This is a genomic window from Hydrogenophaga sp. GW101-3F08, assembly GCF_059424585.1.
Genome location: NZ_JBWKZP010000010.1, coordinates 54,129 through 79,051, shown reverse-complemented (window position 1 = coordinate 79,051; position 24,923 = coordinate 54,129). Strand labels below are relative to the sequence as shown.

The window sequence follows — 24,923 nt, the reverse complement described above, 5'->3', positions numbered from 1 at the left end:
ATGCACCCGATCCAGTACCAGGGGCAGCCTCTTCGCTGCCGCGACAACGAGAGCCTGCTGGACGCGTTCGTGCGCACCGGCGTGGCGATCGACTTCTCGTGCAAGAGCGGCGTCTGCCGCCGCTGCCTGGTCAAGGTGGTGGACGGGGCGGCGCCGGCCGAGGCCGCCCGTTCACTGCCCCCACACCTCCAGTCGGCGGGCTATGTGCTGGCCTGCCAGTGCAAGCCCGCCGGCCCCCTGAGCCTGGCGCCGAAGTCGCCCGCGGACATGCTGACGCCGTGCATGCTGGTGCGGCGTGAACATGGGGCGGACGGTTCGTCCATCCTCTGGTTCGAGACCGCCACGGAACTGGCCTTCACCGCGGGTCAATCGGCCCAGGTGTTCGACGGCCCGTTCCCGGCACCAATCCACGTCCGCCTGAGCGGGCGGGACGATGCGCAAGGCCTGATCCAGGCCGAGGTGGCGCACGACGTGCTGCCGCAGGCCGCTTTTTCCGACGACGCGCTGTTCGGCGCCGATTTCCAGCTGCGCGGGCCGTTCCCGGTGGAACCCGAAGGCGAAGCCCCGCTGCCCGCCCCCGATCTGGCGCTGTGGCATCTGCTGGACCACGGCCGGCTGGTGCGCCGGGTGCTGGAGGCCTTCTACCGGAAGGTCTACGCCGACCCCCTGCTCCAGCCCTTCTTCGAGCGGGTCTCGATGGAGCGGGTCATTGGCAAGCAGTATGCGTTTCTCATGCAGTGCATGACAGGCGACAAGGTCTACATCGGCGAACGCCCGAAAAATGCCCACCACTGGATGGTCATCCCAGACACGCTGTTCGAGCACCGCCAGCGCCTGATGGCCCAGGCGCAACGCGAGCTGGGCCTGACGCCGGAGCAGATGGCCGGCTGGGCCCGCTACGAGGAACACTTCCGCGCCGACATCGTCAAGCACGCGCCCTGGCCCCGGCGCATGGGCGGGCAAGTCGTCGAAACCGAGCGCTACGACAGCGTCACCCTGGACGAGGGCACCGTCTGCGACCACTGCGGCGCCGAGATCGCCGCGGGCAGCACCGTGCGTTTCCACGTCCGGCTCGGGCAGGTCGGCTGCCCGAGCTGCGAGCGCGGCTGAACCGCTTTCACCCGTGCCCCTCAGCGCCCGGCGACACCGATGAACCCGCCCGCCCGCCACCTGCACGTCCGGCCCCAGGGCATCACCGAGTGGATGACGCTGGCGCCCGATGCGCGGCGGCCGGATCAGCGCCTGTTCCGGGCCCTGTTGCGGCAGTCTCACGACACCACGGTGGTGGACGTGGGGCGGCTGAGCCAGAGCAGCGGCCTGTCGCGCAGCGAGGTGGCGCGCTCGTTGTTCGGCCTGCATCGGCTCGGCAGCATCCACGTGTCCGTCGACGCACCAGCGGTGCCCCACGCAACGGGCCACCCGGCCGCGGACATCCACCAGCAGCTGCAACGGCTCTGCGGCGACACAGCCGGCGCGGCCGTGCTGGCCGACCCCGATGGCCTGTGCCTGGCGAGCCATGGCGTGGCGCGCGAGCACGCCCAGGGCCTGGCCGCCGGGTTTGCGCACTTTCGGCATGCCATGGTCCGGGCCATGCCGCTCTATATCGGACGCCGGCCCTGCCGGTTGCACATCACCTCTTCGGCGCTGGTCGCCCACGAGGCCCTCGTGGGCCTGGTGCGAAGCCTGCACACGCTGCTGGCCGACTGACATGCCCGATATCCAGGACATCCTCGACCAGATCACCGAGTGCCCCGGCAACGCCGGCGCGGTGCTGGCCACCGCCGACGGCCTGCTCATGGCGTCGTCGGGTGCGCTGCACGGCGACGTGGCCGCGGCCACCGCCGCCAGCCTGGTGCTGGCGGGGAAAGAAGCCTTGTCGGCGCTGGGCAAGCGCCCCTGGGTCGAGCAGCTGATCTGGTCCGACACCCAGGTCTGGTACCAGACCCAGCTGCACGGCACCCACGTGCTGCTGCTGGTGTGCGACGACCACGGCCACGCGGGTGCGCTGCGCTGGACCGCGCGCCGCATGGTGCAGCAGCTCGAACCCAGCCTGCATCAGCTGTGAAGCCGCTGCGCTACAGCGGGCAGCCCTTGCCCTCTCGCCCGTTCTCGGCCTGCACCTGCCGCAGCAGGTCGGCCAGCGTCTTGCCCGGCTCGTCCACAAAACGGCGCGGCAGCGCGCGCACGCCCTGGATGCGGTCGGCCCGGAAGCTGCGAAAGGCCTGCCGGGTTTCGCACCAGGCCGCCAGCGTCCACACCTTGCCCCAGAAGAAACAGCCCAGCGGCCGCACGGCGCGGGTGCTGGGCTGCCCGTTCACGTCGAGGTAGTCGAGTTCGAGCACCGTGCGCGTCTGCGCGGCCTCGCGCAGCACCTGCAGCGCCCGGGCCACAGCGGGCTTGAGCCCCAGCGGCGGCACCAGCAGCGGCATCTTCTCCACCTCGGTGCGCACCACCCCGGGCAGCACCGACAACACGCGCGACATGGCGTCGCCCGCGGCCAGCGCCAGCGCCGGGTCCAGCCACTGCTGGGCGATGCGCGTGGCCACGGCCAGCGCGCGGGCCTCGTCGGCCGTGAACATGAGCGGCGGCAGATCAAAGCCGCGCCCGAAGCGGTAGCCCACGCCGGCCTCGCCCTCGATGGGCACGCCCTGCACCTGCAGGTCGGCCACGTCGCGGTACACCGTGCGCGGCGACACCTCCAGCCGCTGCGCCAGCCAGGCGGCGGTGGACAGACGCCGGCCGCGGATCAGCTGCACCAGGGCAAAGAGGCGGTCGGCGCGCCGCATGGTGCTCAGCCCTGGCCCGGCGTGGGCCGCAGGCGCGCGCGCTCTTCGGCGGAGAGCACCCTGGGCTCGGCCACCGGCGCACCGGAAGCGGTGAAGAAAGGCGTGTCCCTGTAGCGGCCGGAGAGGCGACTGCTCAGCACCATGCCGAGGATGCGCAGCAGCGCACCGGCCATGCCGAACGCCCGGGGCTTGGGCTCGCCGATCGCGCTCGCGGTGTTGGCGCTTGCCCGCACCGGGCCGAACGCGGGCTCCAGCGGCGCGCTGTCCAGACACTGCGCCAGCAGGCCGGTGAAGGGCATGTTGCGGCTCGTCATGGTGTTGCCCACGGGAGTGCGGCAACAGGCGGCGTACCAGCGCAACATGCCCTGGTCGGACAGGCGCATCACCGCCAGCTGCGCCGCGCCCTGGGTGATCTTGATGCGGTGCGGCGCGAGCTGCACCACGTCCGAACCGCCTTGCGCGTCGAGCACCTGGTCGGCCGGCCCCAGGAACCGCGCAAAGGCCTGGCAGTCCTGGCAATAGCAGAGCATGCGGTTGCTGCGGCCGTTCAGTTCGACGTGGCCTTGCAGCGCGCCGCAACGGCAACGCAGGGGATGGACGGCAGGGGGCATGGTGGCTCCGGGAGTGGCGGGTGGCGGGTGGCGCTTATTGTGCGGTCGCCTCAGAGGCTGAGAGTTTTTCGGGCGTGTCCGAGCAACGCCCCAAAACGTGCCCGATCAAGGCGCAAAGCACAGCCATAGCTGGCTATGGCGCGCGTTTGCAGAGACTAGCGGGTGCGTTTTGGGGTGGTGAGCGGGCATGAGCGAAAGACTCACAGCCTCTCAGCCTGTACCAGGCCCAGGGGCACCAGATCCGCGCGCATGGCCCGCGCGATTCGCCGCATGTCGTCCGAACACACCTCGAACAGGCCGAAGCGGAACTTGTGGCCCCAGCGCTGCCGGTCCTCGACGAATTCGAATTCGTCGAGCAAGGGCGCGATGGGCGCGGGCTGCGCGCTCACGTAGCGCACATCGCGGCGGTGCGGCACGAAGCCGCCGCCCATGTCGAACGCGTAGGGCTCTCCCACCTGCACCACACCGATGCTCACGAAACTCTGCAGCCGGTCTTTGCCGTCCATGGTCTGGGCGGGTGCGTAGTAGGCCACCACATCGCCGGCGCGCAGCCGCTTGAGCGGCGCGCATTTTCCGTGGCAGACCTGCATGAACCCCACGGGTGCGTGGTCGCGCCCGCGCAGCGCGTGTTCGGCGCTGGCGACCGCGATCCAGTGGCGGGGCTGGTGCTCATGAGGACTCATGAAGTTTCTATGCACAGAGGTCTCCACTCTCATGGCGCCGAAGCGCCACCCAGACGCCTGAAACGGTGCAGCCCCCCTGGAGGGGGGTGACGCGAAGCGGCGCGGGGGGTGTTTCACTTCAGGCCATGGCGTGCAGGCCGACGCGGTTGCCTTCGCTGTCGATGATGTGGGCGAAGACCCCCATGCCGTCGGGCAGCGTCACCTTGGGCTGGGCGATGCTGCCGCCGGCGGCCGGCACCCGCGCCAGCCAGGCGTCGAGCGAGGGTGCGGCGTTCAGGTACACCAGGGTGCCGCTGGCGGCGGGTTTGAAGTCGGGGTGTTTCATCAGGGCGCCTTTGACGTCCTGTTCGCCAGCCACTTCAAAGACACCCAGCTCCTCGCCGGGCCCGCCAAAGGCTTCGCGGCGCAGCGCGCGGCCGGTGAGCGAGGCGTAAAAGCGCAGGGCGCGGTCCATGTCGGCGACGGGAATTTCAAACCAGTTCAGGGCGTGTGCCATATCGATCTCCAGGGGTTGTTGAACAAGCCCCGCATTCTGTGGACCCCCTGCTGACAACGCTGTGTCAGCAGGCTGTCACAGCCGCTCGAAACGGCTTGGGCGGGCTCAGATCCAGCGCAGCAACCAGCCCGCCACCAGCGGCAGCGCCGCCGCGCTGAACAGCGCCGTGAGGCCCATGGCCAGGCCGGCGAAGGCGCCCGTCTCTTCGCTCACCAGAAAGGCCCGCGCGGTGCCGATGCCGTGCGCCGCGGCGCCCAGCGCGAAGCCCCGCACCGACGGGTCCCGGATGCGCAGCGCGTCCAGCACGTAGCGCGCGCTGGCCGCGCCGAGCACGCCGGTGCACACCACCAGCACGGCCGTCAGCGTGGGCAGGCCGCCGATCTTTTCCGAGATGCCCATGGCCACCGGCGCGGTGACCGACTTGGGCGCGAGCGAGGCGATGGTGGCCCTGGACGCGCCCAGGGCCCAGCCCACGCCAACGCCAACGCCAACGGCCGTGACGGTGGCACTGAGCGTGCCCACCACCAGCGCCCCCGCCATGGGCAGCCACAGGCGCTTCACACGCGCGAGCTGTTCAAACAGCGGCACGGCCAGCGCCACGGTGGCCGGCCCGAGCAGGAAGTGCACGAACTGCGCGCCCTCGAAGTAGGTGGCGTAAGGCGTGGACGTGGCCCACAGCAAAGCGCCCAGCACGATCACCGACGTGGCCACCGGGTTGGCCAGCGGATAAAAACCGCTGCGCCGGTACAGCAGGAACGCGCCCTGGTACACCAGCAGCGTGACCGTGAGCCCCAGCAGCGGTGTGGCCGAGAGGTACACCCAGACATCGGCCAGCCGCCCCGCGGCGGCGCTGGCCAGCGGCAGGCCTTCGTTCATGGCGCCTGCTCCGGGTGGGGACCTGCGGGCGGGCGCGGCGGCGGTGGTGGCGCGCTGCGCTTCATCAGCCAGGCCATGGTGAGCGCGGCGCTGGCCAGGCCCACGAGCGTGCTGAGCACCAGGGCCACGCCGATGGCCAGCGCCTCGTCGCCCAGGCGCTGCAGGTGCAGCATGACGCCCACGCCCGCGGGCACGAACAACAGCGAGAGGTGTTGCAGCAGGGTCTGCGCGGTGGGCTTCAGGCCGGTGAGCAACGCCGGCCGCGCCACCAGCGCGAGCAGCAGCAGCGCCATACCCACCACCGGGCCCGGCACGGGCGCCGCCAGCGCGCGCACCAGCGCCTCGCCAAGAAGCTGGAACACGAGCAGGGTGGCGAGCGCGGGGATCATCCGCGGTTCATCCGCGCATCAGAGCAGCTCTTTGGGGATGTTGCCGCCGTTGGCCGCGATGTGGCCCAGCACGTTCTTGTGCAGCCACATGTTCATCTGGGCCGAGTCGGCCATCTTGTCGTCGGGGCAGTAGAGCTCCTTGGCCAGCTCCTTGCGGGCGGCCAGGCTGCTGTCCAGGCCCAGCAGCTTGAGCAGGTCGACGATGGAGGTTTTCCAGTTGAGCTTTTCCGGGTGGTGGGCGGCCTTCTCCGTCAGCAGGGCGACCACGTCCACCATGGCGATGGGATTGACCACGGGCTCGGCCGGGGCGGCCGCCACCGGGGCGGGGGCTGCGGCGGGCGTCGGCGCGGCGGCGGCGGGAGGCGGTGTGATGACGGGCGCCGCGGCCGCCTCTTTCATGCCCAGCTTTTCCAGGATGTTGCTGAAGAAACCCATGGTCAATCCTCCGATGGCGTCGTGAACAGAATGCGCGGCACCGGACGCCGACGGCGCCGCGCCCCCAGCTTATAGCCTGCGCATTCCATCACCGTGACATTCGGTGAGCGCCCACGGCGCGGTGGCCGCGCCCCGGCGTGCGAAAGTGCCGCCCGGTGTCAGGCCAGCGCGTCATCCAGCAGCTCGACCCAGTGCCGCACCGGCGTGGCCGTGCCGCTCTGCAGGTGGGTGATGCAGCCGATGTTGGCGCTGGCGATCACCGCCGGCCGCAGCTCGCCGAGGTGGCCGAGCTTGCGGTCGCGCAGCTGGTAGGACAGCGTGGGGTTGAGCACCGAATACGTGCCGGCCGAGCCGCAGCACAGGTGGGCCTCGTTCTTCGCCACCTGCACCGTGAAACCGAGCGCGGCCAGGTGCTGCTCGACACCGCCCTTCAACCGCTGGCCGTGTTGCAGCGTGCAGGGCGGGTGGAATGCGATCAGTTGGTCCGCGTCGGGTTGTTGCGCCAGCTTAGGCCGCAGCACCGGCACCAGCGCGGGCAGCAGTTCGCTCAGGTCTTTCGTGAGCGCGCTGATGCGCGCGGCCTTGTCCGCGTAGGCCGGGTCGTCGGCCAGGATGTGGCCGTACTCCTTGACCGTGACACCGCAGCCCGAGGCGTTCATGACGATGGCCTCGACCCCGGCGGGGGCGCCCGCCCCTTCGCCAGCCTGGATGTGCGGCCACCAGGCGTCGATGTTGGCGCGCATCTGCGCCCGTCCGCCGTCCTGGTCGTTCAAATGGAACTTCACCGCGCCGCAGCAACCCGCCTCGGGCGCGATCACGGTCTGGATGCCGGCGGCGTCGAGCACGCGCGCGGTCGCCGTGTTGATGTTGGGCATCATCGCCGGCTGCACGCAGCCCGCGAGCATCAGCACCTTGCGCGCATGCGTCTGCGTCGGCCAGCGCCCGGCGTTCTGCCTGGCCGGCACCTTGTTTTTCAGCGAGGCTGGCAGCAGCTCGCGCACCAGCTGGCCGAGCTTCATCGCGGGGCCAAAGGCCGGCGAGGTCAGCCCCTCCTTGAGCAGCCAGCGCACCGCTGTTTCGCCCGCCGGGCGCGGTACTTTTTGATCCACGATCTTGCGGCCGATGTCGATCAGGTGGCCGTAGTCCACGCCGCTCGGGCAGGTGCTTTCGCAGTTGCGACAGGTGAGGCAACGGTCCAGGTGCAGCTGCGTCTTGCGCGTCGGCTCGGCGCCTTCGAGCACCTGTTTCATCAGGTAGATGCGTCCACGCGGCCCGTCCAGCTCGTCGCCGAGCAACTGGTACGTGGGGCAGGTCGCGGTGCAGAAACCGCAGTGCACACACTTGCGCAGGATGGCCTCGGCCGCGCGGCCGTCGGCGCGCTGCTGGTATTCGGGGGAGAGGTTGGTTTGCATGTGAGTTCAGACCATCCTGCCGGGGTTGAAGATGCCTGCAGGATCGAACTCGGCGCGCAGGCGCTGCGTGATCGCCGCCAGGGTGGGGCTCTCGCGGTCGAAGCGCGGCACGCCGGGGGCGCCGTCGGCTGCGGCACGGAACAGGGTGGCGTGGCCGTTCACCGCGGTGGCGGCGCTGCGGATCTCGGCGGCGGCCGAGGCCGGTGCCCACAGCCAGCGCTGCGCGCCCTGCCACTCGATCAGCGGCGCATACGGCAGCGCAAGGACCGGGGCGGTCTGCGGCACGGAGAGCCGCCACAGGCAGAGGTCCGTCGATGGCGCCGTGAAAAACGGCAGGCGCTGGTCGCGGCAGGCGGCCCAGTCGGGTCCGGCCTGGGCGTTGTCCATGCGCTGCCCGCCGGCTTCGCGCGCCAGGCGCTCGCAGGCGGCTTCCACCGCCGCCACCGCGCCGCGCAGGCGCAGGAACAGCAGTTCGGGCGCGTCAACCTGGGTCTGGTCCTTCACCCAGCAGCTCGCGTTCAAAGGCAGCGGCTGGCCGCCCCAGCGGTGCAACTGCTCCAGCGCGTCGTGTTGGCCCATGGAAAACACGAGCGTGGCCTCGGCCGGCGCCACCGGCAGCACCTTGAGGCTGATGTCGGTGATGACGCCGAGCGTGCCCATGGCGCCGGCCATCACGCGACTGACGTCGTAGCCGGCCACGTTTTTCATGACCTGGCCGCCAAAGGTGAGCCACTCGCCGCGGCCGTTGATGAACTGGAGGCCGAGCAGGAAGTCGCGCACGCCACCGGCCGTGGCGCGGGCCGGACCGGCCAGGCCCGCCGCCACCACGCCGCCGATGGTGGACGCGGCGCCGAAGCGCGGCGGGTCGAAGGGCAGGCACTGGCCTTGTTCGGCCAGCGCGGCTTCCAGCTCGGCCAGCGGCGTGCCGGCGCGCACGGTGACGACGAGCTCGCTCGGCTCGTGGCTGACGATGCAGCGCCAGCCGGTGGTGGACAGGGTCTCACCCCCGGTGGGCTGGCCGTAAAAGGCCTTGGTGTCGCCGCCGGTGATGCGCAGGGGCCGGCGGGCGGCCGCCGCGGCCAGCACCTGCTGGATCAGGTCGCGCGGGGAGTCGTTGGGGCTGGAGGTCATGGCTGCCATGGTAGCGGCCGCCCTCCGCACGGCCGTTGAATTTTTTGCACGCCTCGCTGCAAATGCGCCGCACCGCGGCAAGCGGGTACCTACCGCGTATACCCGAGGCACGCGCCCGCGTTGGGCCGGCCCTTGCATTCACGCCGCAGGCGCTTTTCCCGCGCGGCGGGAGTTTCGCTGGAGGGCGCGTTGATGAAAGTGACCTTGGTGGGCACCTTTTTGCCCCCGGTGCCCGAGGGCGTGGCGCTGGCGGCGAAGGCCGTCGAACCGGGCAGGGCCAAAGCCCCGAGCAGTGCGGCGGCGACGAGCGGACGCGCCATGGCGCGCGGGAATGCCTGGGACATGGTTTCCTCCTGAATGTTGTGATGAATGTCCGGCGGCGATCATACGCAGCGCCCATAAAAAAACCCCGCGTGCCGGGCGGCAACGCGGGGTGAACATCCAAAGGAAACTCAGAAAATGGGGGGTGCGCTGTTGTCAGCAGCACCCCGGGGAGCGCTCAGGCTCAGCGGTTGTACGCGGTCTCGCCGTGGGAAGAAATGTCCAGACCTTCGCGTTCCTGCTCTTCGGTCACACGCAGGCCCACGGTCAGGTCGACGATCTTGAAGGCGATGACGGAGACCACACCCGACCACACGATGGTGATCAGCACGGCCTTGGCCTGGATCCAGACCTGGCCGGCGATGGTGTAGGCATCGGGGGCGATCATGGCCACCGTGGTCCAGTCGGCCACGGCGCTCGGGCCACCCAGGTTGGGGGAGTTGAACACGCCGGTCAGCAGGGCGCCGATGATGCCGCCCACGCCGTGCACGCCGAACACGTCGAGCGAGTCGTCCGCGCCCAGCATCTTCTTCAGACCGGTCACGCCCCACAGGCAGGCGAAGCCGGCGATGAAGCCGATGATCAACGCGCCGCCCACGCCGACGTTGCCGGCCGCGGGGGTGATGGCCACCAGGCCAGCGACAGCACCGGAAGCGGCACCCAGCATGGACGCCTTGCCTTTGGCCAGCGCTTCACCGATGCACCAGGCGAGCACGGCAGCGGCCGTGGCGATGAAGGTGTTGATGAAGGCCAGGGCAGCGTAGCCGTTGGCTTCCAGGGCGGAGCCGGCGTTGAAACCGAACCAGCCCACCCACAGCAGCGAGGCACCGACCATGGTCAGCGTCAGGCTGTGAGGCGCCATGGCTTCCTTGCCGTAACCGATGCGCTTGCCGACCATGTAGGCACCGACCAGACCAGCGACGGCGGCGTTGATGTGCACCACGGTACCGCCGGCGAAGTCCAGCGCGCCCATTTGCCAGATGTAGCCGGCCTTGGCCGTCATGTCGCCGGCCACCTCAGCGCTGGAGTAGGCGTCGGGGCCCATCCAGAACCAGACCATGTGGGCGATCGGGGCGTAGCTGAAGGTGAACCAGATGGCGGTGAACAACAGCACGGCGCTGAATTTGATGCGCTCGGCGAAAGCGCCGACGATCAGGGCACAGGTGATGCCGGCGAAGGTGGCCTGGAAAGCGGCGAACACGATCTCGGGGATCACGACGCCCTTGCTGAAGGTGGCCGCGTTGCCGAAGGTGCCGGCCACGTTGTCCCAGACACCGCTGAGGAGCAGCCGGTCAAAGCCGCCGATGAATGCGTTGCCTTCGGTGAACGCCAGGCTGTAGCCGTACACGACCCACAGCACCACGATCATCGAGAAGGTCACCATGACTTGCATCAGCACCGACAGCATGTTCTTGCTGCGCACCAGGCCGCCGTAGAACAGGGCCAGGCCCGGCACGGTCATGAGAATGACCAGCAGGGTGGCGACCATCATCCAGGCGGTGTCGCCCTTGTTGGGCACCGGGGCCGGTGCGGCTTCCGCAGGGGCGGCTTCGGCAGGCGCCGCCACGGCAGCGGCCGGAGCTTCGGGTGCGGCGGCCGGTGCAGCGGCAGCGTCGGCAGCCGGTGCGGCCGGAGCCGCTGCTGCGTCGGCGGCGGGCGCCGCGGCAGCGGCCGGTGCTTCGGTGGTTTGCGCCAGGGCGTTAAGTCCGCCGAATGCCAGGCCCGCGCCCAGCAACAGGGTTGCAAGTAGTTTTTTCATGTGCGTGATCTTTCTTGTGCTGCTCGTTGATCAGAGCGCTTCCTTGCCGGTCTCGCCGGTGCGGATGCGAACCACCTGTTCGAGGGAGGTGACGAAAATCTTGCCGTCGCCGATCTTGCCGGTGCGGGCGGCGCCTTCGATGGCCTCGATCACGCGGTCCACCAGGTCGTCGGAGACGGCGGCTTCGATCTTGACCTTGGGCAGGAAATCGACCACGTATTCCGCGCCGCGGTACAGCTCGGTGTGGCCCTTCTGGCGGCCGAAGCCCTTGACTTCGGTGACGGTGATGCCTTGCACGCCCATGCCGGAGAGCGCTTCGCGCACTTCGTCCAGCTTGAACGGCTTGATGATGGCTGAAACCATTTTCATGCTGTGATTCCTCTACTAGTACAGGGTGCTCAGACCGGGTGGCCGACACCGGGGGTGACACGGGCAATGCCGGCCGGAAGGGCTGACACCACTTTGGATGCGGACTGTTTCGTGGGAACTCCACGCCTTTGATTCAATCGCTTACAGCCCCAAGCACGGAACGTGCCAAGCGCGAGCCCACCCGGGCCGGCGGGCTGTCGCGAAAACACCGCGTCCGACGGGCTCGGCGCGGCGGTGCGGCGGCGCCTGTGCCATGATGAAAGCGCGTGTTTGCGCGCGAACTGTCACTCGAACAGCGCAAGCACCAAGGTTGTGCATCACCATCAGCGGGTTTTCCCTGATGAACAGGGCATGAAATGCACCGAAACAGGGAGGAAATGTCAATGAGTCTGTCATTGGTGCACAGCCGTGCACTGCTGGGCCTGCAAGCCCACCCGGTCTGCGTGGAAGTCCACCTGGCCAATGGCCTGCCCAGCTTCACGCTGGTGGGCCTGGCCGATACCGAGGTGAAGGAAGCGCGCGAACGGGTGCGCTCGGCCATCGCCAACGCGGGGCTGGAATTCCCCTCGACCAAGCGCATCACCGTCAATCTCGCGCCTGCCGACCTGCCCAAGGACTCGGGCCGTTTTGACCTGCCGATCGCGCTGGGCATCCTGGCCGCCAGCGGCCAGATCAGCGCCGCGCGCCTGGCCGGCTGGGAATTCGCCGGCGAACTCTCGCTGGGCGGCGAGCTGCGCCCGGTGCGTGGCGCGCTGGCCATGAGCCTGGCGCTCCATGGTGGTGCACACGCCACCGAAGGCCCCCCGGCCCGCCTGGTGCTGCCGCCCGACAGCGCCGAAGAAGCCGCGCTGGTGCCGCAGGCCCAGGTCTACCGGGCGCGCCACCTGCTGGACGTGGTGCGCCAGTTCCTGCCCGAAGGCGCCGCCGCCGCAGAGCCCGCGCCCGCGGACGACGATGACTGGGCCCGGCTGATGCCCACCCAGGTGGGCCAGGGCCCGTCCTACGCCGACCTGGCGGACGTGAAAGGCCAGGCCGCGGCCAAACGCGCACTGGAGATCGCCGCCGCCGGGGGCCACAGCGTGCTCATGGTGGGGCCGCCGGGCTCGGGCAAGTCCATGCTGGCGCAACGCTTCGCCGGCCTGCTGCCGCCCATGAGCACCCGCGAAGCCTTGGAATCGGCTGCCGTCGCCTCGCTGGCCGGGCGCTTCGCGCTGGCGCGCTGGGGCCAGCGCCCGACCTGTTCGCCCCACCACACGGCCAGCGCGGTGGCGCTGGTGGGCGGGGGCTCACCGCCCAGGCCGGGTGGACATCACCAAAGTTGCACTCTTTTTGAGTCCATATGGATCAATGACTTAGGTTTCACTTCGTCAAAATTACGATGACGAGATCTTCACAGTTGCGGTGATTTTGTGCGGTAGCCCCTCTACAACAACGAATAAGGTGACCTTGAACCTGAAAAGTGGCGTTCTCACCTGCTAGGGGTATCTAAATGTTCAGTACTTGACAGTGAAGGGATGTCGAAAACAGCTCAATTCATCCCATCAATACTCCCCCACCTTCTACTTCACAAGAACTGTAATTTCACGACTGCGAGGAGCAACCGAGGGGGCAAAGCTCTGGGACTGGTAGCCCTGAACCGCCGTGATGGATAGCTGCACCTTGAACTCCCCAGCCTCCGATGGGGATCCCTCCAGGTTGCCGTTCGCGATGTTCATTCCGGGGGGGAGCGAACCAGTTCGGACACCCACAGTCATTACTGATCTGCAACTCTCCGGGAAGACTTTGCTGGATATGGTCGTAACGTCTCCGACCGATGCTTTGTAGGAGGATTCCTCAAAATCGATGCTGAACGTCTGATTGTCGGCACCACACAACTCTTCTCCACCCCCACCACAAGCACTCAACAACATGCTTGCCGCTGCCACGATGATGATGGCGGTGTGTGGGCGCCGCTTCAAGTGACTCAACGAGCTCAATACCGAACACTTCATACATGGCCTCATGCTTCTATCACTTTCGCTCCTGAGAGCAACTATTAGGGGCGCTTGCCTTCGGTCTCTGCTTTGCAACGGATACCAGACGGGATACCGAAGTCCGGGTTAGGGAGCTCAAGCCAAGCCACAAACGTTCCGCTGGCGGCATTGATGATGCGGTCAACCGTCTTTACCGTTGCCTTCAGACGCTCCGAAACGGGCGATTCGGCTACCACCATTACGGTATCGCCGATCTTGATCTTGCCGAACTGGTCCTTGGGAAGAATCACATGCACCCGCAGCGGATGAATCTGGGCCAGCTTGAAAATACCCCGCTGCCCAGGCCCCGCTTCAACCGACTCTCCAGGATGGGCCATCTGTTCTACAACCACACCGTCAACAGGAGAGCGAACCGTGCGCAAGCTGACCTGTATCGAATGCTGCTCCAGCTCAAGCTTGGCCAGCTCCAGGTTCTCACCGGCCAACTTGAGCTCTGCTTCAGCAACCCTCAGCTCACCCTCGGCGTCGTCACTGTCCTGTGAGGCGATCAATCGCTCCCTGGCCAGGGCTTCCCTGCGATGGAACCGTTGTTGCGCGAACTGAATCTTGCGGGCGGCCAACTCCGCAGGGCCTGTTTGTAGCGCGCGGAACCTCGCGACACCCATCGCAGCACGCTCCGCCCTGTCGTCCAGCGTCGCCAGAACCTGCCCCTTTTTGACCCGATCACCTCGACGAACATTCACGCTGGATACCAATCCGGGCACAGCACTAGCGACCTCCACCGTCTGCGTCGGTTCAATCAAACACTCCGCTGCCCATGTAGGCATCGCCGCACACCCCATGGCCACGGACAAGACGCCTGTCCAAAGGCCGTGCCGGCCCGACACCTGCGACGCAGGGGATACGCATTTCATTTTTTGTGTCCTCCGACAAATCCCAATGACCGTTGCCACTTCTGATCCCTTGCGATGGTATCCAGTCGAATCCGCCTGTTACGCCGTTCTGCCCTACCCTGCACCGCAGAGACGAACGACGCAAAACCCTTTTGACTCCAGCGAAACTTTCCCAGCCACACCAACGCCAGCCGCTGGGAAACGACGGGAGCGTATTGCCTGAAAAGCTCATCCTCCAGCGACACCATCGCCTCCACAGAGCCCGGATTTCCCTGCCGCGCAGCGCGTCCAAATAACTGGCGATCGACCCGGGCGCTCTCATGGAACTCGGTCAGGATCACATGCAGGCCACCCTTGCTCTCCACATACGCATCCAGGCGAATGTCCGTACCACGCCCGGCCATGTTGGTCGCCACCGTGATGGCGCCAGGTCGGCCGGCCTGTGCGATGGCGGCGGCCTCCTCCTGATCCTGCCGCGCGTTGAGCACCACGTGCGGAACGTCGAGGCTCCCCAAGTGTTCACTTAGCACCTCGGACGCTTCGACCGAACGGGTTCCGACCAACACCGAACGCCCCTGCGCAGCCATTTCAGCGGCCCTGGTGGCCACCGCCTGCCAGCGCTCCGATGAAGTCGGGAATACTTGCGTGGGCAGATGTTGCCGCCGACTGGGGCGAAAAGTGGGGATACGAACCACACTGAGGTCGTACACCTGCCGCAGTTCGGCCCGGATTTCACGGGCGGTCCCAGTCATGCCACACAACAGCAGATAGCGCCCGAAGAACCTTTGGTAGGTGGTCTGGGACAGCGTTCGGCGTTGCCCAGTGATCTCGCACCCCTCCTTGCACTCGATCATCTGGTGCAAGCCGCGCTCCCAGGTCCGATCAGGCATCACGCGACCGGTGAACTCGTCCACGATCTGGACCTTGTCTTCGGCAACGATGTAGTGCTCGTCCTTTCGAAAGCCATGCAGCGCGGACAGTGCCTTGTTGACCAGTTCGCGGCGCCACAAATGAGACCGCCAGATGCCCTCCTCCGCGGACAGCACCGACTCCAGAAACTGCTCCCCCGCATCGGTCAGCCAAACATCCCGCCCGTGTCCGAAGCGGTAGTGCACATCCGCCTCCAGTCCTTCCGCCACCTCCAGTGCTTTCGCATAGACGGAGGGATCGAGGTCGTCGGGAATCGTTTCGGAAATGATCAACGGCGTCCTCGCCTCGTCGATCAGTACGCTGTCCGCTTCGTCCACGATGGCCACATGCAACCCGCGCAGTATGGGCGACGAACGTCCCCCTGATGAGCCCACCCGGGACAGCTTCAACTGGGCATCCAGTGTGGCCCCGAAACCGATCCGGTCCTTCAGGTAGTCGAAAGTCAGTTCCTTGTTGGACACATAGACCACATGCCGACCGTAAATCGCCTGCCGGTCCGAAATGCTCATGTCCTGCTCGACGGTTCCAACGGAAAAGCCGAAGAATTCGAACAAGGGCAGATTTTCTTCGGCGTCGCGCTGCGCCAGGTAGTCATTGACGGTCACCACATGCACGAGCGCACCCGCAGCCGCAGCAGCGCACACCGCCAGGGTTCCCGCGAGCGTCTTGCCTTCGCCGGTGGCCATTTCGGCGATCTGCCCGCGCAGCAACACACGTCCTGCGAGCAACTGAACGTCATGATGACGTTTCCCCAGGGTCCGCCCGGACGCTTCGCGAATGGCGGCAAAGGCCTGGGCCAAGGCTTGGTCACACATGCCTTCGCGCCGCATCAGTGCTGCGGCACGCCACAGGGTTCGCCGCACTTCCTCATCATCGGCGGCCTTGAGCGTGTCGCCCAATGCGTCCACCGCGCCGACGAATCGGTCGGTCCGGCGCGCTTTTCCCGACTTCAACCTCGCCACCCAGAACCGCAGCCAGCTCTCCACCTTGTGGGCAGGCTCGGTGAGGCGTTCGACGTAGACCCCGTCGGCGAGGGTCAGTCGCCGATCAGCCAGAAGCGCCCGGACATCAGACACCGAAACGCCCCAGGAAAAGCTGCCGCAATCGACGCACTCCTTGCCACCCAAGCGGCTCCCATCCCAGATCGAACCGGGCATAAGCACGCTCTCCGAAACCAGCCGGCTGCGCGGTGGCGGGCAGCGCCAGGTCAACCAGAAACACCCGCTGAAGCGTCTTGCGGCCCTGCGGGTCGTCAGGGCGGGTCGGTATCGATCCTCCGGCAGCCAAGCCCAGCGCTGCAGACGGCAACTCGTCCACACCGGCCACCGGAGAGCTCCACTGGGTCACCTGATGGGTTTCATCCATGGAGTCAACCAATTTCAGCTTGGCGCCCTTGAGACGTTCGCGCAACAGATCGATATCGTCCTGCGGCACCACGAACCGCGCGACCAAACGCTGACGGTCCAGGACGTAGCCGACCAACTCACCTTGTCGCAGATAGGTGCCAATCATGTCTTCGGGCCGGAACGCTGCCAGCACACCCTGCACCTGCGCCGGAACCTGCATCTTCTGCAAACGGGCCTCCAGGCTGGCCACCAAGGCGGCGGTCTCCTTCAGACGGCGGGCAGAGACGCTGGCCTTGCCAGGATCAAGATACTGCTCGCTGCGATGCAGGGCCTCGGCCTCGGCGAGCCGTGCGCGTGCGACTTCCAGTTCAGCCGAAAGATCGGCGTTCTCCAGCACGAAGGCGATGTCGTTGGTTTTGAGCACCGTGCCAGGTTGATGGGACCACGAGTGGAAGAATCCGGGTGTGCCCGCTCGCAGCAAGGACTGCTCCGGAAGCCAGACAACCCCTGTGGAGACCGATCGGAGCGGGACCGGCACCACGAACAGCAATGCCAGCACGCCAAGCACCAAGGACGCCGCCTTTTTCAGCGCACTGGAGCGCACACGCTCCAGATGGGGTGCCCGCGAAACGTGGCGATAGGCCTTGAGCGCCGGGGTGCCGATCAAGGTGGTGGCGCCCCAGAGGGCCAACAACACACCAACAAAGAAAAATTCGCCCGCCACAAACAGGATGATGGAGACCGTGACCATGGTCCGATAGACCCACGCCAACGGGGTGTAGAACAGCAGCCAGCGGCGCTCCGAGGGGGTCTCATCCGGCATCTCCGCTTCTTCCGACCGGTAGACATACCGGTCCCAAAGATACGTCAGGTACTTGTTGCCCCGCTGCCCGAGATTGGGCATCTCGATCAGGTCCGAGAGGATGTAGTACGCGTCGTAGCGCAGCAGTGGATTGCCGTTGACGATGAGGGTCGACACACCGGCCACCACCATCACGTTGTACGTAACGGCGCGAACCAGACCAGGCTCGGACAACAGCCAGACGTACATGGCCAGCCCCGCCAAGAACAGCTCGGCCAGCATGCCGGCTGCCGCCACCGTGGCACGCCGCAGCTTGGAAGGGAAAATGGCCGAGCCCGACGCGTTCACATAGGGCACCGGCGCAAACACCAGAAACATCAGACCCATTTCACGCACCGGCGCGCCCCATACCCGGGCGGCAAATCCGTGCCCCAACTCGTGCACCAGCTTGACGAGGGGAAACACCGCCGCCATCACCCACAAATTGCTCGACGAGAGCAGCTGGTCCGAAAGATTGTGGGTGAGCGTGTTCCAGTTCAAGCCCGCCAACACGGCAGCCGGCAATACCACGGCCAGCCACACCATCGCCCCGAGCGGGCCGAACAGCCAGCCAAAGGCGGGCATGGCCCAACGGATGAACGGCTCTGGATCCAGCAGCGGAAAACGCACGCTCAACGGGTTCAACAAGTACTGCTTGATGTTGCTCCACCGCTTCTTCTTGAAGCGTGAGAACAGGGCCGCCGAATCGGGGTCCAGGTTCACGGTGAGCAGATCCGCCGCGTGCATGCTCACCAGCAGCTCCACCACCTCCCCCTGCGTACACGCGTCACCGTGTCCTTCGAGGTTGGCCTGTTCCCAGATCTCCTGCACCGTCCGCCGGCCATCCATCTGAGCCAGCAGCCGGTAGGCGGTGGCGGTCATCCGGTGGTAGCGTCCTCCCGAATGGTCCTGCACCACGTACCAGACCTGCGCGCGGAACACTTGGCGTTGAACCACGGCCGTGGGCAACAACCGAGGCTTGAGCTCGGCCACCGAATGCCACGAGGGACTGAATAGCTGGCGCGACATCTCGGATCAGGGAAGCCAGGTCCACAGGTACAGGCGCAACCAGTCCGTGAAGCGGTGTGTGAAAACCCAGCCAATGGAATGGCGCTCGGTTTCAATCTTGCCCACCCCTTCCATGCCGGGGCGCAGCCGCGGCAGCTCGCCCGAGAGGCGCGCCTCGACACGGAAGAAATTCTGCCCGTCCTCGGCGGTCGCCACCGGCGTCACGGCATTGACGCTGAAATCCATCGGGTCCCCGGCCAGACCGGTCATCACGATGGAGCCCTGCTGCCCCAGACGGATGTGGCGGATATCGCGCTCGTCCACCTGCAGCACGATGCGGTAGCTCTGCAGCGGCGCCACCTCGAACAGGCGCTTGCCCACCTCGATCGAAGCACCCAGCTCCTGGGACAAGTCACCGGACACCACCACCCCATCAAACGGCGCACGGATCACGCTGCGCTCAAGCTTCTGCCTGACCAACGCCAACTGGGCCTCCGCCTGTCCCACCTGGGCCTGGATCTGAGCGATGGCCGCCAGGTCGTGATTGGCCATGGCCTCGCGCAACCGACTCGCGTTCTGGTCCTTTTCGCTGGACCAGCGGTCTTCTTCAATTCGCAGGTCCCGATCATCCAGAGAAGCCATGACCTGCCCGGTGCGAACCGTATCACCGGGGCGGACATGGACCTGCTGGAGAAATCCATCAAACGGTGCTGCCTGCACCCGATGCACCTCACCCTCGATCACCGTCTTCGCAGACACCCGGTACGGAATGGGCAAAGCCATCACCACAGCCAGCAGCAGCAACGCGAGCCCCCCGGCCTTCCACGTCAGGTACCCCGCGCCAAACAGCCGATGAAGCAGTTCCTCCAGCCGCCCTTTGGCTCTGCGCAGAACACCGTGTTCGGCCTGCTGGCGGAAACGGATCAAGGGAGAAGCCATTGCAGAAAACGCGTCTAACCACTCCAAATCCTGATCGCTCCAGGTCCCCTGGGTCCGCTCTAGGATGGCCACGGCGATCACCTGCCCTTCAAAGCGCAAGGGCTGGGCCACCAAGGCCTGGGCACCGGAGGCGGTGCGCAGCGCAGACAACCGCGAGAGGGTGTCCTGCTCCCGCTCGCTGTCACCGTCCGAACGCAGCGCCTGCCCGACGTCGAGCGCCTCGGCCATCGCCTCCACATAGGCTTTGCTGAGCGCCGAATGGCGGTCGAACTCGGCCGCCTCGGACAACGCCATCAAACGTACCTGATGCCCCTTCACCAGGCCCATGGCCACCCGGGTGCACCCGAAATGGACGCGCAAGGCATTGACCGACTCAAACAGGCCTTGCTGCAGCTTGCCATGCCGGGAAAGCCCGGCCATCTGGTCAAGCACGGCTGAGAGACGGTCTCTGGCCTTCGTCGCAGATTCGAGATCGCGACCACCGAGCAACTGGAGCATCCACGCGCTGCCCCAGTGCATCTCTTGCAACGCGAGCGAAGCCCTCGGGGCGCTGGCCTGGAGCTCTATGGCCACCACAGCCACCAGCTTGTCCACCCGCATGACGGGATACACCACGTGAAAGCGCCCGCCCTCCGCAGACATGACCTGTCCCCGGCGCTCCTTGAGACACGCTTCAATGGCCTTGCCCAGACGCCCCATGTCCGCGGCCGCCACGGGCCAGACCGCCAACGGGACAAAGGCCTTGTCTTGCGGGCTTTCCACCAACAGGGCGGCGGCATGCACCTGACCAATCCGATGCGCCAGGAATCCCAGCCAGGCACCGGCGAACGCCTGCGACTCGGTGGCCGAAACAAACCGCAGCCATTCGGCCGCAGCGTCGGCAACCTTATCAACGACCGGTGGCGCAGGGAGCTCGGCCTTGTCTTTCAGCACCTCGCTCATGAGGGTCGACCCAGCGCCACGGACTGCCCGTTGAACTTGGGCTGAGGCATCACCCAAAAGCGCTCAATCGCCGCCAGCCCCTCCATGTCCATGTTCGCCATCAAGGTCTTGATGCGTACGGCGGATCGTATGAGATCACTCAAGGCGCGCTGTTGGTCGCGCTGGGCGGTCTGCCACTGCACCCGTGCCTGAACGACATCAATCTCCGACTTCATCCCTTGCAACATCCCGCGTTCGGCCTGTTTGAGCAGCGACTCTGCGGCACGCAGCGCCTGTTCTCCCGCTGAAATGCGGGCGCGAGCCACCTCGGCCGCATACCAGGCCTGGTGCAATTCAGAAATCACCTTGCGACGCGCCCCTTCCAGCGCATGCTCGGCCGCCTCCAGCTTGGCGACCATTTCCCGAACCCGTGCTGAATCGGTGCCACCGGAGTAGATCGGTATGCGCAGCTCGAGCGCAACCGTGCCCACTTTGGAGCGGAAGCCAGCCTGTCCGGCCGAAGTCCCCAGCCCTTGGGAATTGCGCGCCGCCGTGGCCGTGAAATCCAGCGTGGGCAGATGCCCTGCCTGGGTTCGCTGGACCGACTGCTTGGCCGATTGGAGGGCCAGCGTAGCCGCCTGAATCGACGGATTGCGCAGCAGGAGATCGGCCTCCAGGGCTTCCAGCGGCTGTTCCGCCTCTTGTAGCCATTGGGTCATCAGTTGTTTCAACGTCGGGCCAGGCGAAGCAGGTGCAATGAGCGCAGGGACCTCCGCAGCCCCCCCCACCAGATGTTCCAGCGCCAGTTGCCTCAGGCGCTGCTGACCACCGGAGGCCCGGTGCTCCGCCTGCGCCGTCCGATACCTGGAAACCGCCTCCTCCTGGTCGGGCAACGAATAGGCACCTAGCGCAGCGCCTTTCTGAACCAGGGTCATCTGCTGCTCGGCCGCCAGCTCTTTTTCGCGGGTCATCCGCGACTCGTGGCGGGCCGACAGCACCTCCAGCCATGCATCGACCACCCGATGAATCACCTCCTGTCGGGTAGCGTCCAGCTCGCTCGTGGCCTGCTGGACCACGGTGGCAGATTGCCGCTTTTCGAAAATCACGGCGGGACGGAACACGGGCAAGGTCAGGGATATCTCTGCGCCCGACGCGTTGTAGCGCCCTCGCTCGATCTCCGCCTGGGCCCGGCCGCGAGACGGCGCCTTCTGCTCATCCTCGGTGCCCGGGTCTACTGCACGCGGGTCTTCCGGCTGGGGCAGCGTGGTGTAGTTGCGTCCGTTGTAGGCAGTATTCGCAGAAGCGCGAATCTGCGGCAGCAAACCGCCTGCGCTCTGGTCATACCGGGCCTCAGCGGCTTGCAGCTCCGCCCTGGCAGACATCAAAGAAGGCTCAGACGCCAGAGCTTGCTCGACCAGATGGACGAGACCGCTTTGACCCTGCCCCAGAACGTGTGCACTGGCCAGGCACAGGCAAAAAAATACCAAAGGTTCACGGACACCGCGTCGCTGCCAGATGCCCAACCGCCCCACTGCACCATTCATGCGGACGTTCCAGTCTCGGATGTGGTCGATGAGTTAAGGGCGGCAACCAGCCGGGTGATTTGATCAAGTTGCCCGTCCAGCTGGCCGGGTTTCGCGCTTTGCTCCAATTGCCTCAAACACCGCAGTGTGAGCAGATCAAATTGTGGGCTGCCTGCGAAATAAGCAGCGGCAATCGCCGGCAACATGGCAAACCGACTCACGTCCCCATGCTCCTTCACCGCGCGCGGGAAACGACCCACGCTCTGCGGGTCGGTGTACAGCTTGCACAAACCCTCTGCGGTTCGCGCCTGCTCCAGCACAGGGAGGACCAGCGCGCCCAGATCGTCAAGCATCCAGTCGAGCCACCCCTGCGTCCAGACCAGATGCACCACATGCCCAGGCAAACGGTCCCAGCCAGGGTGGTTCAGCATGCGAAACGAGACCAGCTGCTCGTTCACGATCAACCTCGTTCCATCCGGGTCGCCCATCGGGTATCCCGCCCTTTGCATGGCCTGGGTAAATCGCCGGCTGCCTTGCTCTATATCGAACTTGCAGGTCAGCGCCGGGTGTTCACCTCCGATGCGAGCCGCAATGCGTTGAAAACCATCGTCGGTCTCACGTTCAAAAACCGCGTCGTACCCTGGCTCCACCCGAAAACCGTAGCCGTGATCCATGAGCAAATGGGTCAGGCGATCAATCAGGACTTGTCTCAACTCCAGTGCGTTGTTCCAGACCTTGAGTGGTGTGGCCCAGCCGCTTTGACGTGCAAACGCCAGCCCTGTTTCCTTGGGCACGGGCAAGGATCGCCACGGCAGAAAGATGCGTTGCAAGTCGTCGTAGACATCCAGGCCCAACTCGCGCGACCAGAACAGCAGATCTGGCATCACTGCGCCCAGGTCGCACACATCCAGGTCCACCACCAGGTGCAGAACAGCCTGATCGGCACCAGGGCCAAAACGCTGCACTGAACCTGCAGCGGCCCGCATCGGCATGCCGTCCACCCGGCCACTGAATGCCACCCCATGGCCCGGGTGAACACGATCCAGCAGGGTCAGCAACCGCTCAAAACGCGGATTGGCGCCCGGTCTGGCGCGCTCCAACAACTTCAACAAAGACTCGGCTTGTTCAACATGTTGGAACTGGCGGGTATCCACACCCTTGCAGGGTGTATCCACCGGATCGAACAGGCTCAGCGTGTAAGCGGTTCCCATGCATCAACCCGACTGCACCATCAACAGCCCCAAGCCGCCGATCACCACCAGCCACACCACCCAGGGCTTGACCGACAGTCCCAGAAACCCCCGTGGCTCATCCTCGTCCCGGTCTTTCTTGCGGTTGAACCATTTGAGCGCCAGGTAGGCGAACAGCATCATGCCGAGCACGCGCCCCACGCCCGACAAGTCCGGCCCGGTGGCAGCAGTGTTGGCCGCCGGCTCTGTGCTCGCCAAGACCGTCCAGGGGGAAATCACTGCTCCAACTGCGACTAAATACCGCAACGCCGCCGCCATGGCGCATGCGCACCGACCCGTGACTTGTTTGTTCATATCTATGTCCTCCCCGTGCTCAATCCGTTCGATTACACCAGCACATCGTCAACTGCCGCTCACAAGGGTCCATCCAAGGGAGTCTGTTGCAATGCCCGGAAGGCGGCTGCGCACCGCAAACTTTGCGCGAAACCATTTTCTCCTTCCGCGCGCGGTTGAAGCAACCTCTCCCAAGCGAGCAACAGCGGCTCATAGGAACTGTCGGGGAGACATCGCGCCGCGTACATCTCTTCCTTCAATCCAATTGCCCAGGTAGGTTTGGCTTCCAACAAGGCGAATGCCCGCTGTATGTCGGCAAATCCCGGGAATGACGTTTCCATCCGCGCAGGCCGGCACCGCCAGCTCCACAGTTCCTGTGCCGTGTGCAGAGCATCAAGTTGGGGCAAGATCAAACGCAGGATGTCTTCAATGGCCCACCTTACATGCTCCGGCGAGGCCACCCCCCCCCCCTGTCCTGGGTAGCTGCCCCAATCGGAGTTGTCGCGCTGGCGCTCCTCGGACAGGGACATGACGGCAACACCCGAATTGCGCATCGCACTGGGAAAATTCAGCGATCGCTTAATGGCCTGATAGCGTTCACTTTGAACCTCGGCTTTCAGCTCACTGCCATTACCATAGCTGATCACCTGCCGCCCCCCGCCCAGACGCAAGGGGCGCCAGAAGGCAAACGCATAAGCACCCTTCTCATCCAAGAGCGTAAAGCCATGCGGCTGCAGCACAGCGGACAACTCTTTTTGGAACAGTGCGGTCACTGTATCGTCTGGCATGCGGTGATCGCTCCAGTCGGGGTCCAGCGCTTTGAGCACCTCCATGGGCTGTGCCTTGAAGTTGTCGGGGTCGCCTGTGCGGTCCACATACAGGTTCAGGCGTGGTGCGGCCACCGCGAGGAACAGCTCCCGAGCCAGCGGCAACAGCCGCCGAAGCACGGCCTCCAACTGGTCTGGGGATACGCGGATCAGGCGCACCCCGTCGCTGCGAAACACCGGCTCACGCAGTGGATGACGGCCACACCAGATGGTTGATCCATGGGCTTCAAAGGGAAACGCCTGGAGCAACCGCGTCACCAGCCGCGTCAGGCTCCAGGCATACCTCTGCTCGCGATCCACGTCTTTCAGGAACATCCGCACCGCCTCGTGCATGCCCACGCCAGCTTGGCGCTGCATGACTTCACCCACAGAGCTGAAGTTATCGCCCCGGAACGCTTGAGGCTCCAGGATCAGGATGTCTCCCGGACCCGGTAGGCCATCTGCGAAATCGGTGCTCGCTTCGGCTACCCCGACCAAGGCGGCAGCGCTCTCGTGACTTTGCTGCGCAAACGCCTCCTGAGCTGCGTCGTGCACCCGCAAGCCAAGGGCTCGGGCCCAGGCCACCAGCTTGGGCACCGAGTTCTGCAACGCCTCGAAATCCTCGTCCACCGGCAGGATCAGCGTCCACAGCACGCAGGTGGCGCCTTCGCCTTGCACGCGCGGCGGATCGCCCGCCACCCACTCCACCGGCTGCTGATCCTTCCCGTCCACCACGTTGACCGTGATCCCCGCGGGCTGCTGGCGAATGCGCGTCAGCAGCGCCAGCAGGCGTGGGCTGGGCTCGGCCAGCCGCAGGCCCCGCGCCTGCTCGGCCGCGTCGCGGTCCGACAGACCGCCGGGCAGGCCCGCCGGGTCGAACACATCCAGAAAATGCACATAGCTCATGCGGTCTTCTTCCTCAATAGGCGATTTTGATCTTCAGTCCAGGGGC

The 24,923-nt window shown here is 66.0% G+C and carries 24 protein-coding genes and 1 pseudogene; 4 read left to right on the top strand and 21 right to left on the bottom strand.

Annotated features, from left to right (window positions below; all coding sequences use genetic code 11):
• Genes AC07YZ_RS21135 through AC07YZ_RS21125 form a run of 3 tightly spaced genes read left to right on the top strand, consistent with a single transcriptional unit; the run spans position 1 to position 2,065 of the window.
• The gene (locus tag AC07YZ_RS21135; protein WP_226490855.1) at positions 1-1,110 is read left to right on the top strand and encodes a 2Fe-2S iron-sulfur cluster-binding protein; all 1,110 of its coding nucleotides are present in this window, start codon (positions 1-3) and stop codon (positions 1,108-1,110) included.
• Positions 1,111-1,149: 39 nt separating this feature from the next.
• Positions 1,150-1,707 (top strand): hypothetical protein, encoded by a 558-nt coding sequence (locus AC07YZ_RS21130; RefSeq protein WP_226490854.1) that lies wholly within the window; start codon positions 1,150-1,152, stop codon positions 1,705-1,707.
• Between the two features lies 1 nt (position 1,708).
• On the top strand, positions 1,709-2,065 hold the full coding sequence (locus AC07YZ_RS21125; RefSeq protein WP_494796219.1) for a roadblock/LC7 domain-containing protein: 357 nt from the start codon (positions 1,709-1,711) through the stop codon (positions 2,063-2,065).
• Between the two features lie 10 nt (positions 2,066-2,075).
• Here AC07YZ_RS21125 and AC07YZ_RS21120 read toward each other — a convergent pair whose 3' ends face one another.
• The 12 genes from AC07YZ_RS21120 to glnK all read right to left on the bottom strand — a co-directional run bounded on the left by AC07YZ_RS21120 (position 2,076) and on the right by glnK (position 11,268).
• Positions 2,076-2,786: a helix-turn-helix transcriptional regulator gene (locus AC07YZ_RS21120; protein WP_226490852.1), complete on the bottom strand. Its 711-nt coding sequence runs from the start codon at positions 2,784-2,786 to the stop codon at positions 2,076-2,078.
• A 5-nt stretch (positions 2,787-2,791) separates the two neighbouring features.
• On the bottom strand, positions 2,792-3,397 hold the full coding sequence (locus tag AC07YZ_RS21115) for a DUF6151 family protein (protein WP_494796218.1): 606 nt from the start codon (positions 3,395-3,397) through the stop codon (positions 2,792-2,794).
• A 200-nt stretch (positions 3,398-3,597) separates the two neighbouring features.
• Positions 3,598-4,080 (bottom strand): EVE domain-containing protein, encoded by a 483-nt coding sequence (locus tag AC07YZ_RS21110; protein ID WP_494796217.1) that lies wholly within the window; start codon positions 4,078-4,080, stop codon positions 3,598-3,600.
• 118 nt (positions 4,081-4,198) lie between these two features.
• Positions 4,199-4,576, bottom strand: coding sequence for a VOC family protein (locus AC07YZ_RS21105; RefSeq protein WP_226490849.1), 378 nt, complete (start codon positions 4,574-4,576; stop codon positions 4,199-4,201).
• A gap of 105 nt (positions 4,577-4,681) precedes the next feature.
• The gene (locus AC07YZ_RS21100) at positions 4,682-5,452 is read right to left on the bottom strand and encodes an LrgB family protein (RefSeq protein WP_494796216.1); all 771 of its coding nucleotides are present in this window, start codon (positions 5,450-5,452) and stop codon (positions 4,682-4,684) included.
• Positions 5,449-5,841: a CidA/LrgA family protein gene (locus AC07YZ_RS21095; RefSeq protein WP_494796215.1), complete on the bottom strand. Its 393-nt coding sequence runs from the start codon at positions 5,839-5,841 to the stop codon at positions 5,449-5,451. The genes AC07YZ_RS21100 and AC07YZ_RS21095 overlap by 4 nt, the downstream gene beginning before the upstream one ends.
• Positions 5,842-5,859: 18 nt before the next feature.
• On the bottom strand, positions 5,860-6,276 hold the full coding sequence (locus AC07YZ_RS21090) for a DUF3597 domain-containing protein (RefSeq protein ID WP_494796214.1): 417 nt from the start codon (positions 6,274-6,276) through the stop codon (positions 5,860-5,862).
• 158 nt (positions 6,277-6,434) lie between these two features.
• Positions 6,435-7,688 (bottom strand): glycolate oxidase subunit GlcF, encoded by a 1,254-nt coding sequence (glcF, locus tag AC07YZ_RS21085; RefSeq protein ID WP_494796213.1) that lies wholly within the window; start codon positions 7,686-7,688, stop codon positions 6,435-6,437.
• A 6-nt stretch (positions 7,689-7,694) separates the two neighbouring features.
• Complete coding sequence (glcE, locus tag AC07YZ_RS21080; protein WP_494796212.1) at positions 7,695-8,828, bottom strand: glycolate oxidase subunit GlcE; 1,134 nt, start codon at positions 8,826-8,828, stop codon at positions 7,695-7,697.
• A gap of 80 nt (positions 8,829-8,908) precedes the next feature.
• On the bottom strand, positions 8,909-9,163 hold the full coding sequence (locus AC07YZ_RS21075; RefSeq protein WP_494796211.1) for a hypothetical protein: 255 nt from the start codon (positions 9,161-9,163) through the stop codon (positions 8,909-8,911).
• Positions 9,164-9,324: 161 nt separating this feature from the next.
• Positions 9,325-10,899 (bottom strand): ammonium transporter, encoded by a 1,575-nt coding sequence (gene amt, locus AC07YZ_RS21070; RefSeq protein WP_226490841.1) that lies wholly within the window; start codon positions 10,897-10,899, stop codon positions 9,325-9,327.
• A 30-nt stretch (positions 10,900-10,929) separates the two neighbouring features.
• Complete coding sequence (glnK, locus tag AC07YZ_RS21065) at positions 10,930-11,268, bottom strand: P-II family nitrogen regulator (protein WP_056264790.1); 339 nt, start codon at positions 11,266-11,268, stop codon at positions 10,930-10,932.
• A gap of 383 nt (positions 11,269-11,651) precedes the next feature.
• On the opposite strand from glnK, the pseudogene AC07YZ_RS21060 reads away from it, so the two are divergent.
• Positions 11,652-12,572 (top strand): annotated as a pseudogene (locus tag AC07YZ_RS21060) (YifB family Mg chelatase-like AAA ATPase); the annotation flags it as partial.
• Between the two features lie 255 nt (positions 12,573-12,827).
• On the opposite strand, the gene AC07YZ_RS21055 reads toward AC07YZ_RS21060, so the two are convergent.
• From AC07YZ_RS21055 to AC07YZ_RS21015, 9 genes are all read right to left on the bottom strand, one after another.
• The gene (locus AC07YZ_RS21055; protein WP_494796330.1) at positions 12,828-13,178 is read right to left on the bottom strand and encodes a putative Ig domain-containing protein; all 351 of its coding nucleotides are present in this window, start codon (positions 13,176-13,178) and stop codon (positions 12,828-12,830) included.
• 125 nt (positions 13,179-13,303) lie between these two features.
• Positions 13,304-14,155 carry an efflux RND transporter periplasmic adaptor subunit gene (locus AC07YZ_RS21050; RefSeq protein WP_494796210.1) on the bottom strand — a complete coding sequence of 284 codons (852 nt, stop codon included), beginning with the start codon at positions 14,153-14,155 and terminating at the stop codon, positions 13,304-13,306.
• Complete coding sequence (locus tag AC07YZ_RS21045; protein WP_494796209.1) at positions 14,152-16,221, bottom strand: preprotein translocase subunit SecA; 2,070 nt, start codon at positions 16,219-16,221, stop codon at positions 14,152-14,154. The genes AC07YZ_RS21050 and AC07YZ_RS21045 overlap by 4 nt, the downstream gene beginning before the upstream one ends.
• Positions 16,133-18,280, bottom strand: a complete 2,148-nt coding sequence (locus tag AC07YZ_RS21040) for a PqqD family protein (RefSeq protein ID WP_494796208.1) — start codon at positions 18,278-18,280, stop codon at positions 16,133-16,135. The genes AC07YZ_RS21045 and AC07YZ_RS21040 overlap by 89 nt, the downstream gene beginning before the upstream one ends.
• Before the next feature lie 6 nt (positions 18,281-18,286).
• Positions 18,287-20,140 carry a GAF domain-containing protein gene (locus AC07YZ_RS21035; RefSeq protein ID WP_494796207.1) on the bottom strand — a complete coding sequence of 618 codons (1,854 nt, stop codon included), beginning with the start codon at positions 20,138-20,140 and terminating at the stop codon, positions 18,287-18,289.
• On the bottom strand, positions 20,137-21,663 hold the full coding sequence (locus AC07YZ_RS21030; protein ID WP_494796206.1) for a TolC family protein: 1,527 nt from the start codon (positions 21,661-21,663) through the stop codon (positions 20,137-20,139). Before AC07YZ_RS21030 ends, AC07YZ_RS21035 begins: the two co-directional genes overlap by 4 nt.
• The gene (locus AC07YZ_RS21025; RefSeq protein WP_494796205.1) at positions 21,660-22,853 is read right to left on the bottom strand and encodes a hypothetical protein; all 1,194 of its coding nucleotides are present in this window, start codon (positions 22,851-22,853) and stop codon (positions 21,660-21,662) included. Before AC07YZ_RS21025 ends, AC07YZ_RS21030 begins: the two co-directional genes overlap by 4 nt.
• A gap of 3 nt (positions 22,854-22,856) precedes the next feature.
• A complete protein-coding gene (locus tag AC07YZ_RS21020) occupies positions 22,857-23,186 on the bottom strand; it encodes a hypothetical protein (protein ID WP_494796204.1) in 330 nt (109 codons plus the stop codon).
• 59 nt (positions 23,187-23,245) lie between these two features.
• Entirely contained in the window at positions 23,246-24,877 is a 1,632-nt protein-coding gene (locus AC07YZ_RS21015) for a hypothetical protein (protein ID WP_494796203.1), read from the bottom strand.
• Positions 24,878-24,923: the final 46 nt, after the last annotated feature.

Coding starts and splice junctions, on each gene's coding strand:
- AC07YZ_RS21135 (WP_226490855.1), top strand. CDS start 1: ATGCACCCGATCCAGTACCAGGGGCAGCCTCTTCGCTGCCGCGACAAC.
- AC07YZ_RS21130 (WP_226490854.1), top strand. CDS start 1,150: ATGAACCCGCCCGCCCGCCACCTGCACGTCCGGCCCCAGGGCATCACC.
- AC07YZ_RS21125 (WP_494796219.1), top strand. CDS start 1,709: ATGCCCGATATCCAGGACATCCTCGACCAGATCACCGAGTGCCCCGGC.
- AC07YZ_RS21120 (WP_226490852.1), bottom strand. CDS start 2,786: ATGCGGCGCGCCGACCGCCTCTTTGCCCTGGTGCAGCTGATCCGCGGC.
- AC07YZ_RS21115 (WP_494796218.1), bottom strand. CDS start 3,397: ATGCCCCCTGCCGTCCATCCCCTGCGTTGCCGTTGCGGCGCGCTGCAA.
- AC07YZ_RS21110 (WP_494796217.1), bottom strand. CDS start 4,080: ATGAGTCCTCATGAGCACCAGCCCCGCCACTGGATCGCGGTCGCCAGC.
- AC07YZ_RS21105 (WP_226490849.1), bottom strand. CDS start 4,576: ATGGCACACGCCCTGAACTGGTTTGAAATTCCCGTCGCCGACATGGAC.
- AC07YZ_RS21100 (WP_494796216.1), bottom strand. CDS start 5,452: ATGAACGAAGGCCTGCCGCTGGCCAGCGCCGCCGCGGGGCGGCTGGCC.
- AC07YZ_RS21095 (WP_494796215.1), bottom strand. CDS start 5,841: ATGATCCCCGCGCTCGCCACCCTGCTCGTGTTCCAGCTTCTTGGCGAG.
- AC07YZ_RS21090 (WP_494796214.1), bottom strand. CDS start 6,276: ATGGGTTTCTTCAGCAACATCCTGGAAAAGCTGGGCATGAAAGAGGCG.
- glcF (WP_494796213.1), bottom strand. CDS start 7,688: ATGCAAACCAACCTCTCCCCCGAATACCAGCAGCGCGCCGACGGCCGC.
- glcE (WP_494796212.1), bottom strand. CDS start 8,828: ATGGCAGCCATGACCTCCAGCCCCAACGACTCCCCGCGCGACCTGATC.
- AC07YZ_RS21075 (WP_494796211.1), bottom strand. CDS start 9,163: ATGTCCCAGGCATTCCCGCGCGCCATGGCGCGTCCGCTCGTCGCCGCC.
- amt (WP_226490841.1), bottom strand. CDS start 10,899: ATGAAAAAACTACTTGCAACCCTGTTGCTGGGCGCGGGCCTGGCATTC.
- glnK (WP_056264790.1), bottom strand. CDS start 11,268: ATGAAAATGGTTTCAGCCATCATCAAGCCGTTCAAGCTGGACGAAGTG.
- AC07YZ_RS21055 (WP_494796330.1), bottom strand. CDS start 13,178: ATGTTGTTGAGTGCTTGTGGTGGGGGTGGAGAAGAGTTGTGTGGTGCC.
- AC07YZ_RS21050 (WP_494796210.1), bottom strand. CDS start 14,155: ATGAAATGCGTATCCCCTGCGTCGCAGGTGTCGGGCCGGCACGGCCTT.
- AC07YZ_RS21045 (WP_494796209.1), bottom strand. CDS start 16,221: ATGCCCGGTTCGATCTGGGATGGGAGCCGCTTGGGTGGCAAGGAGTGC.
- AC07YZ_RS21040 (WP_494796208.1), bottom strand. CDS start 18,280: ATGTCGCGCCAGCTATTCAGTCCCTCGTGGCATTCGGTGGCCGAGCTC.
- AC07YZ_RS21035 (WP_494796207.1), bottom strand. CDS start 20,140: ATGAGCGAGGTGCTGAAAGACAAGGCCGAGCTCCCTGCGCCACCGGTC.
- AC07YZ_RS21030 (WP_494796206.1), bottom strand. CDS start 21,663: ATGAATGGTGCAGTGGGGCGGTTGGGCATCTGGCAGCGACGCGGTGTC.
- AC07YZ_RS21025 (WP_494796205.1), bottom strand. CDS start 22,853: ATGGGAACCGCTTACACGCTGAGCCTGTTCGATCCGGTGGATACACCC.
- AC07YZ_RS21020 (WP_494796204.1), bottom strand. CDS start 23,186: ATGAACAAACAAGTCACGGGTCGGTGCGCATGCGCCATGGCGGCGGCG.
- AC07YZ_RS21015 (WP_494796203.1), bottom strand. CDS start 24,877: ATGAGCTATGTGCATTTTCTGGATGTGTTCGACCCGGCGGGCCTGCCC.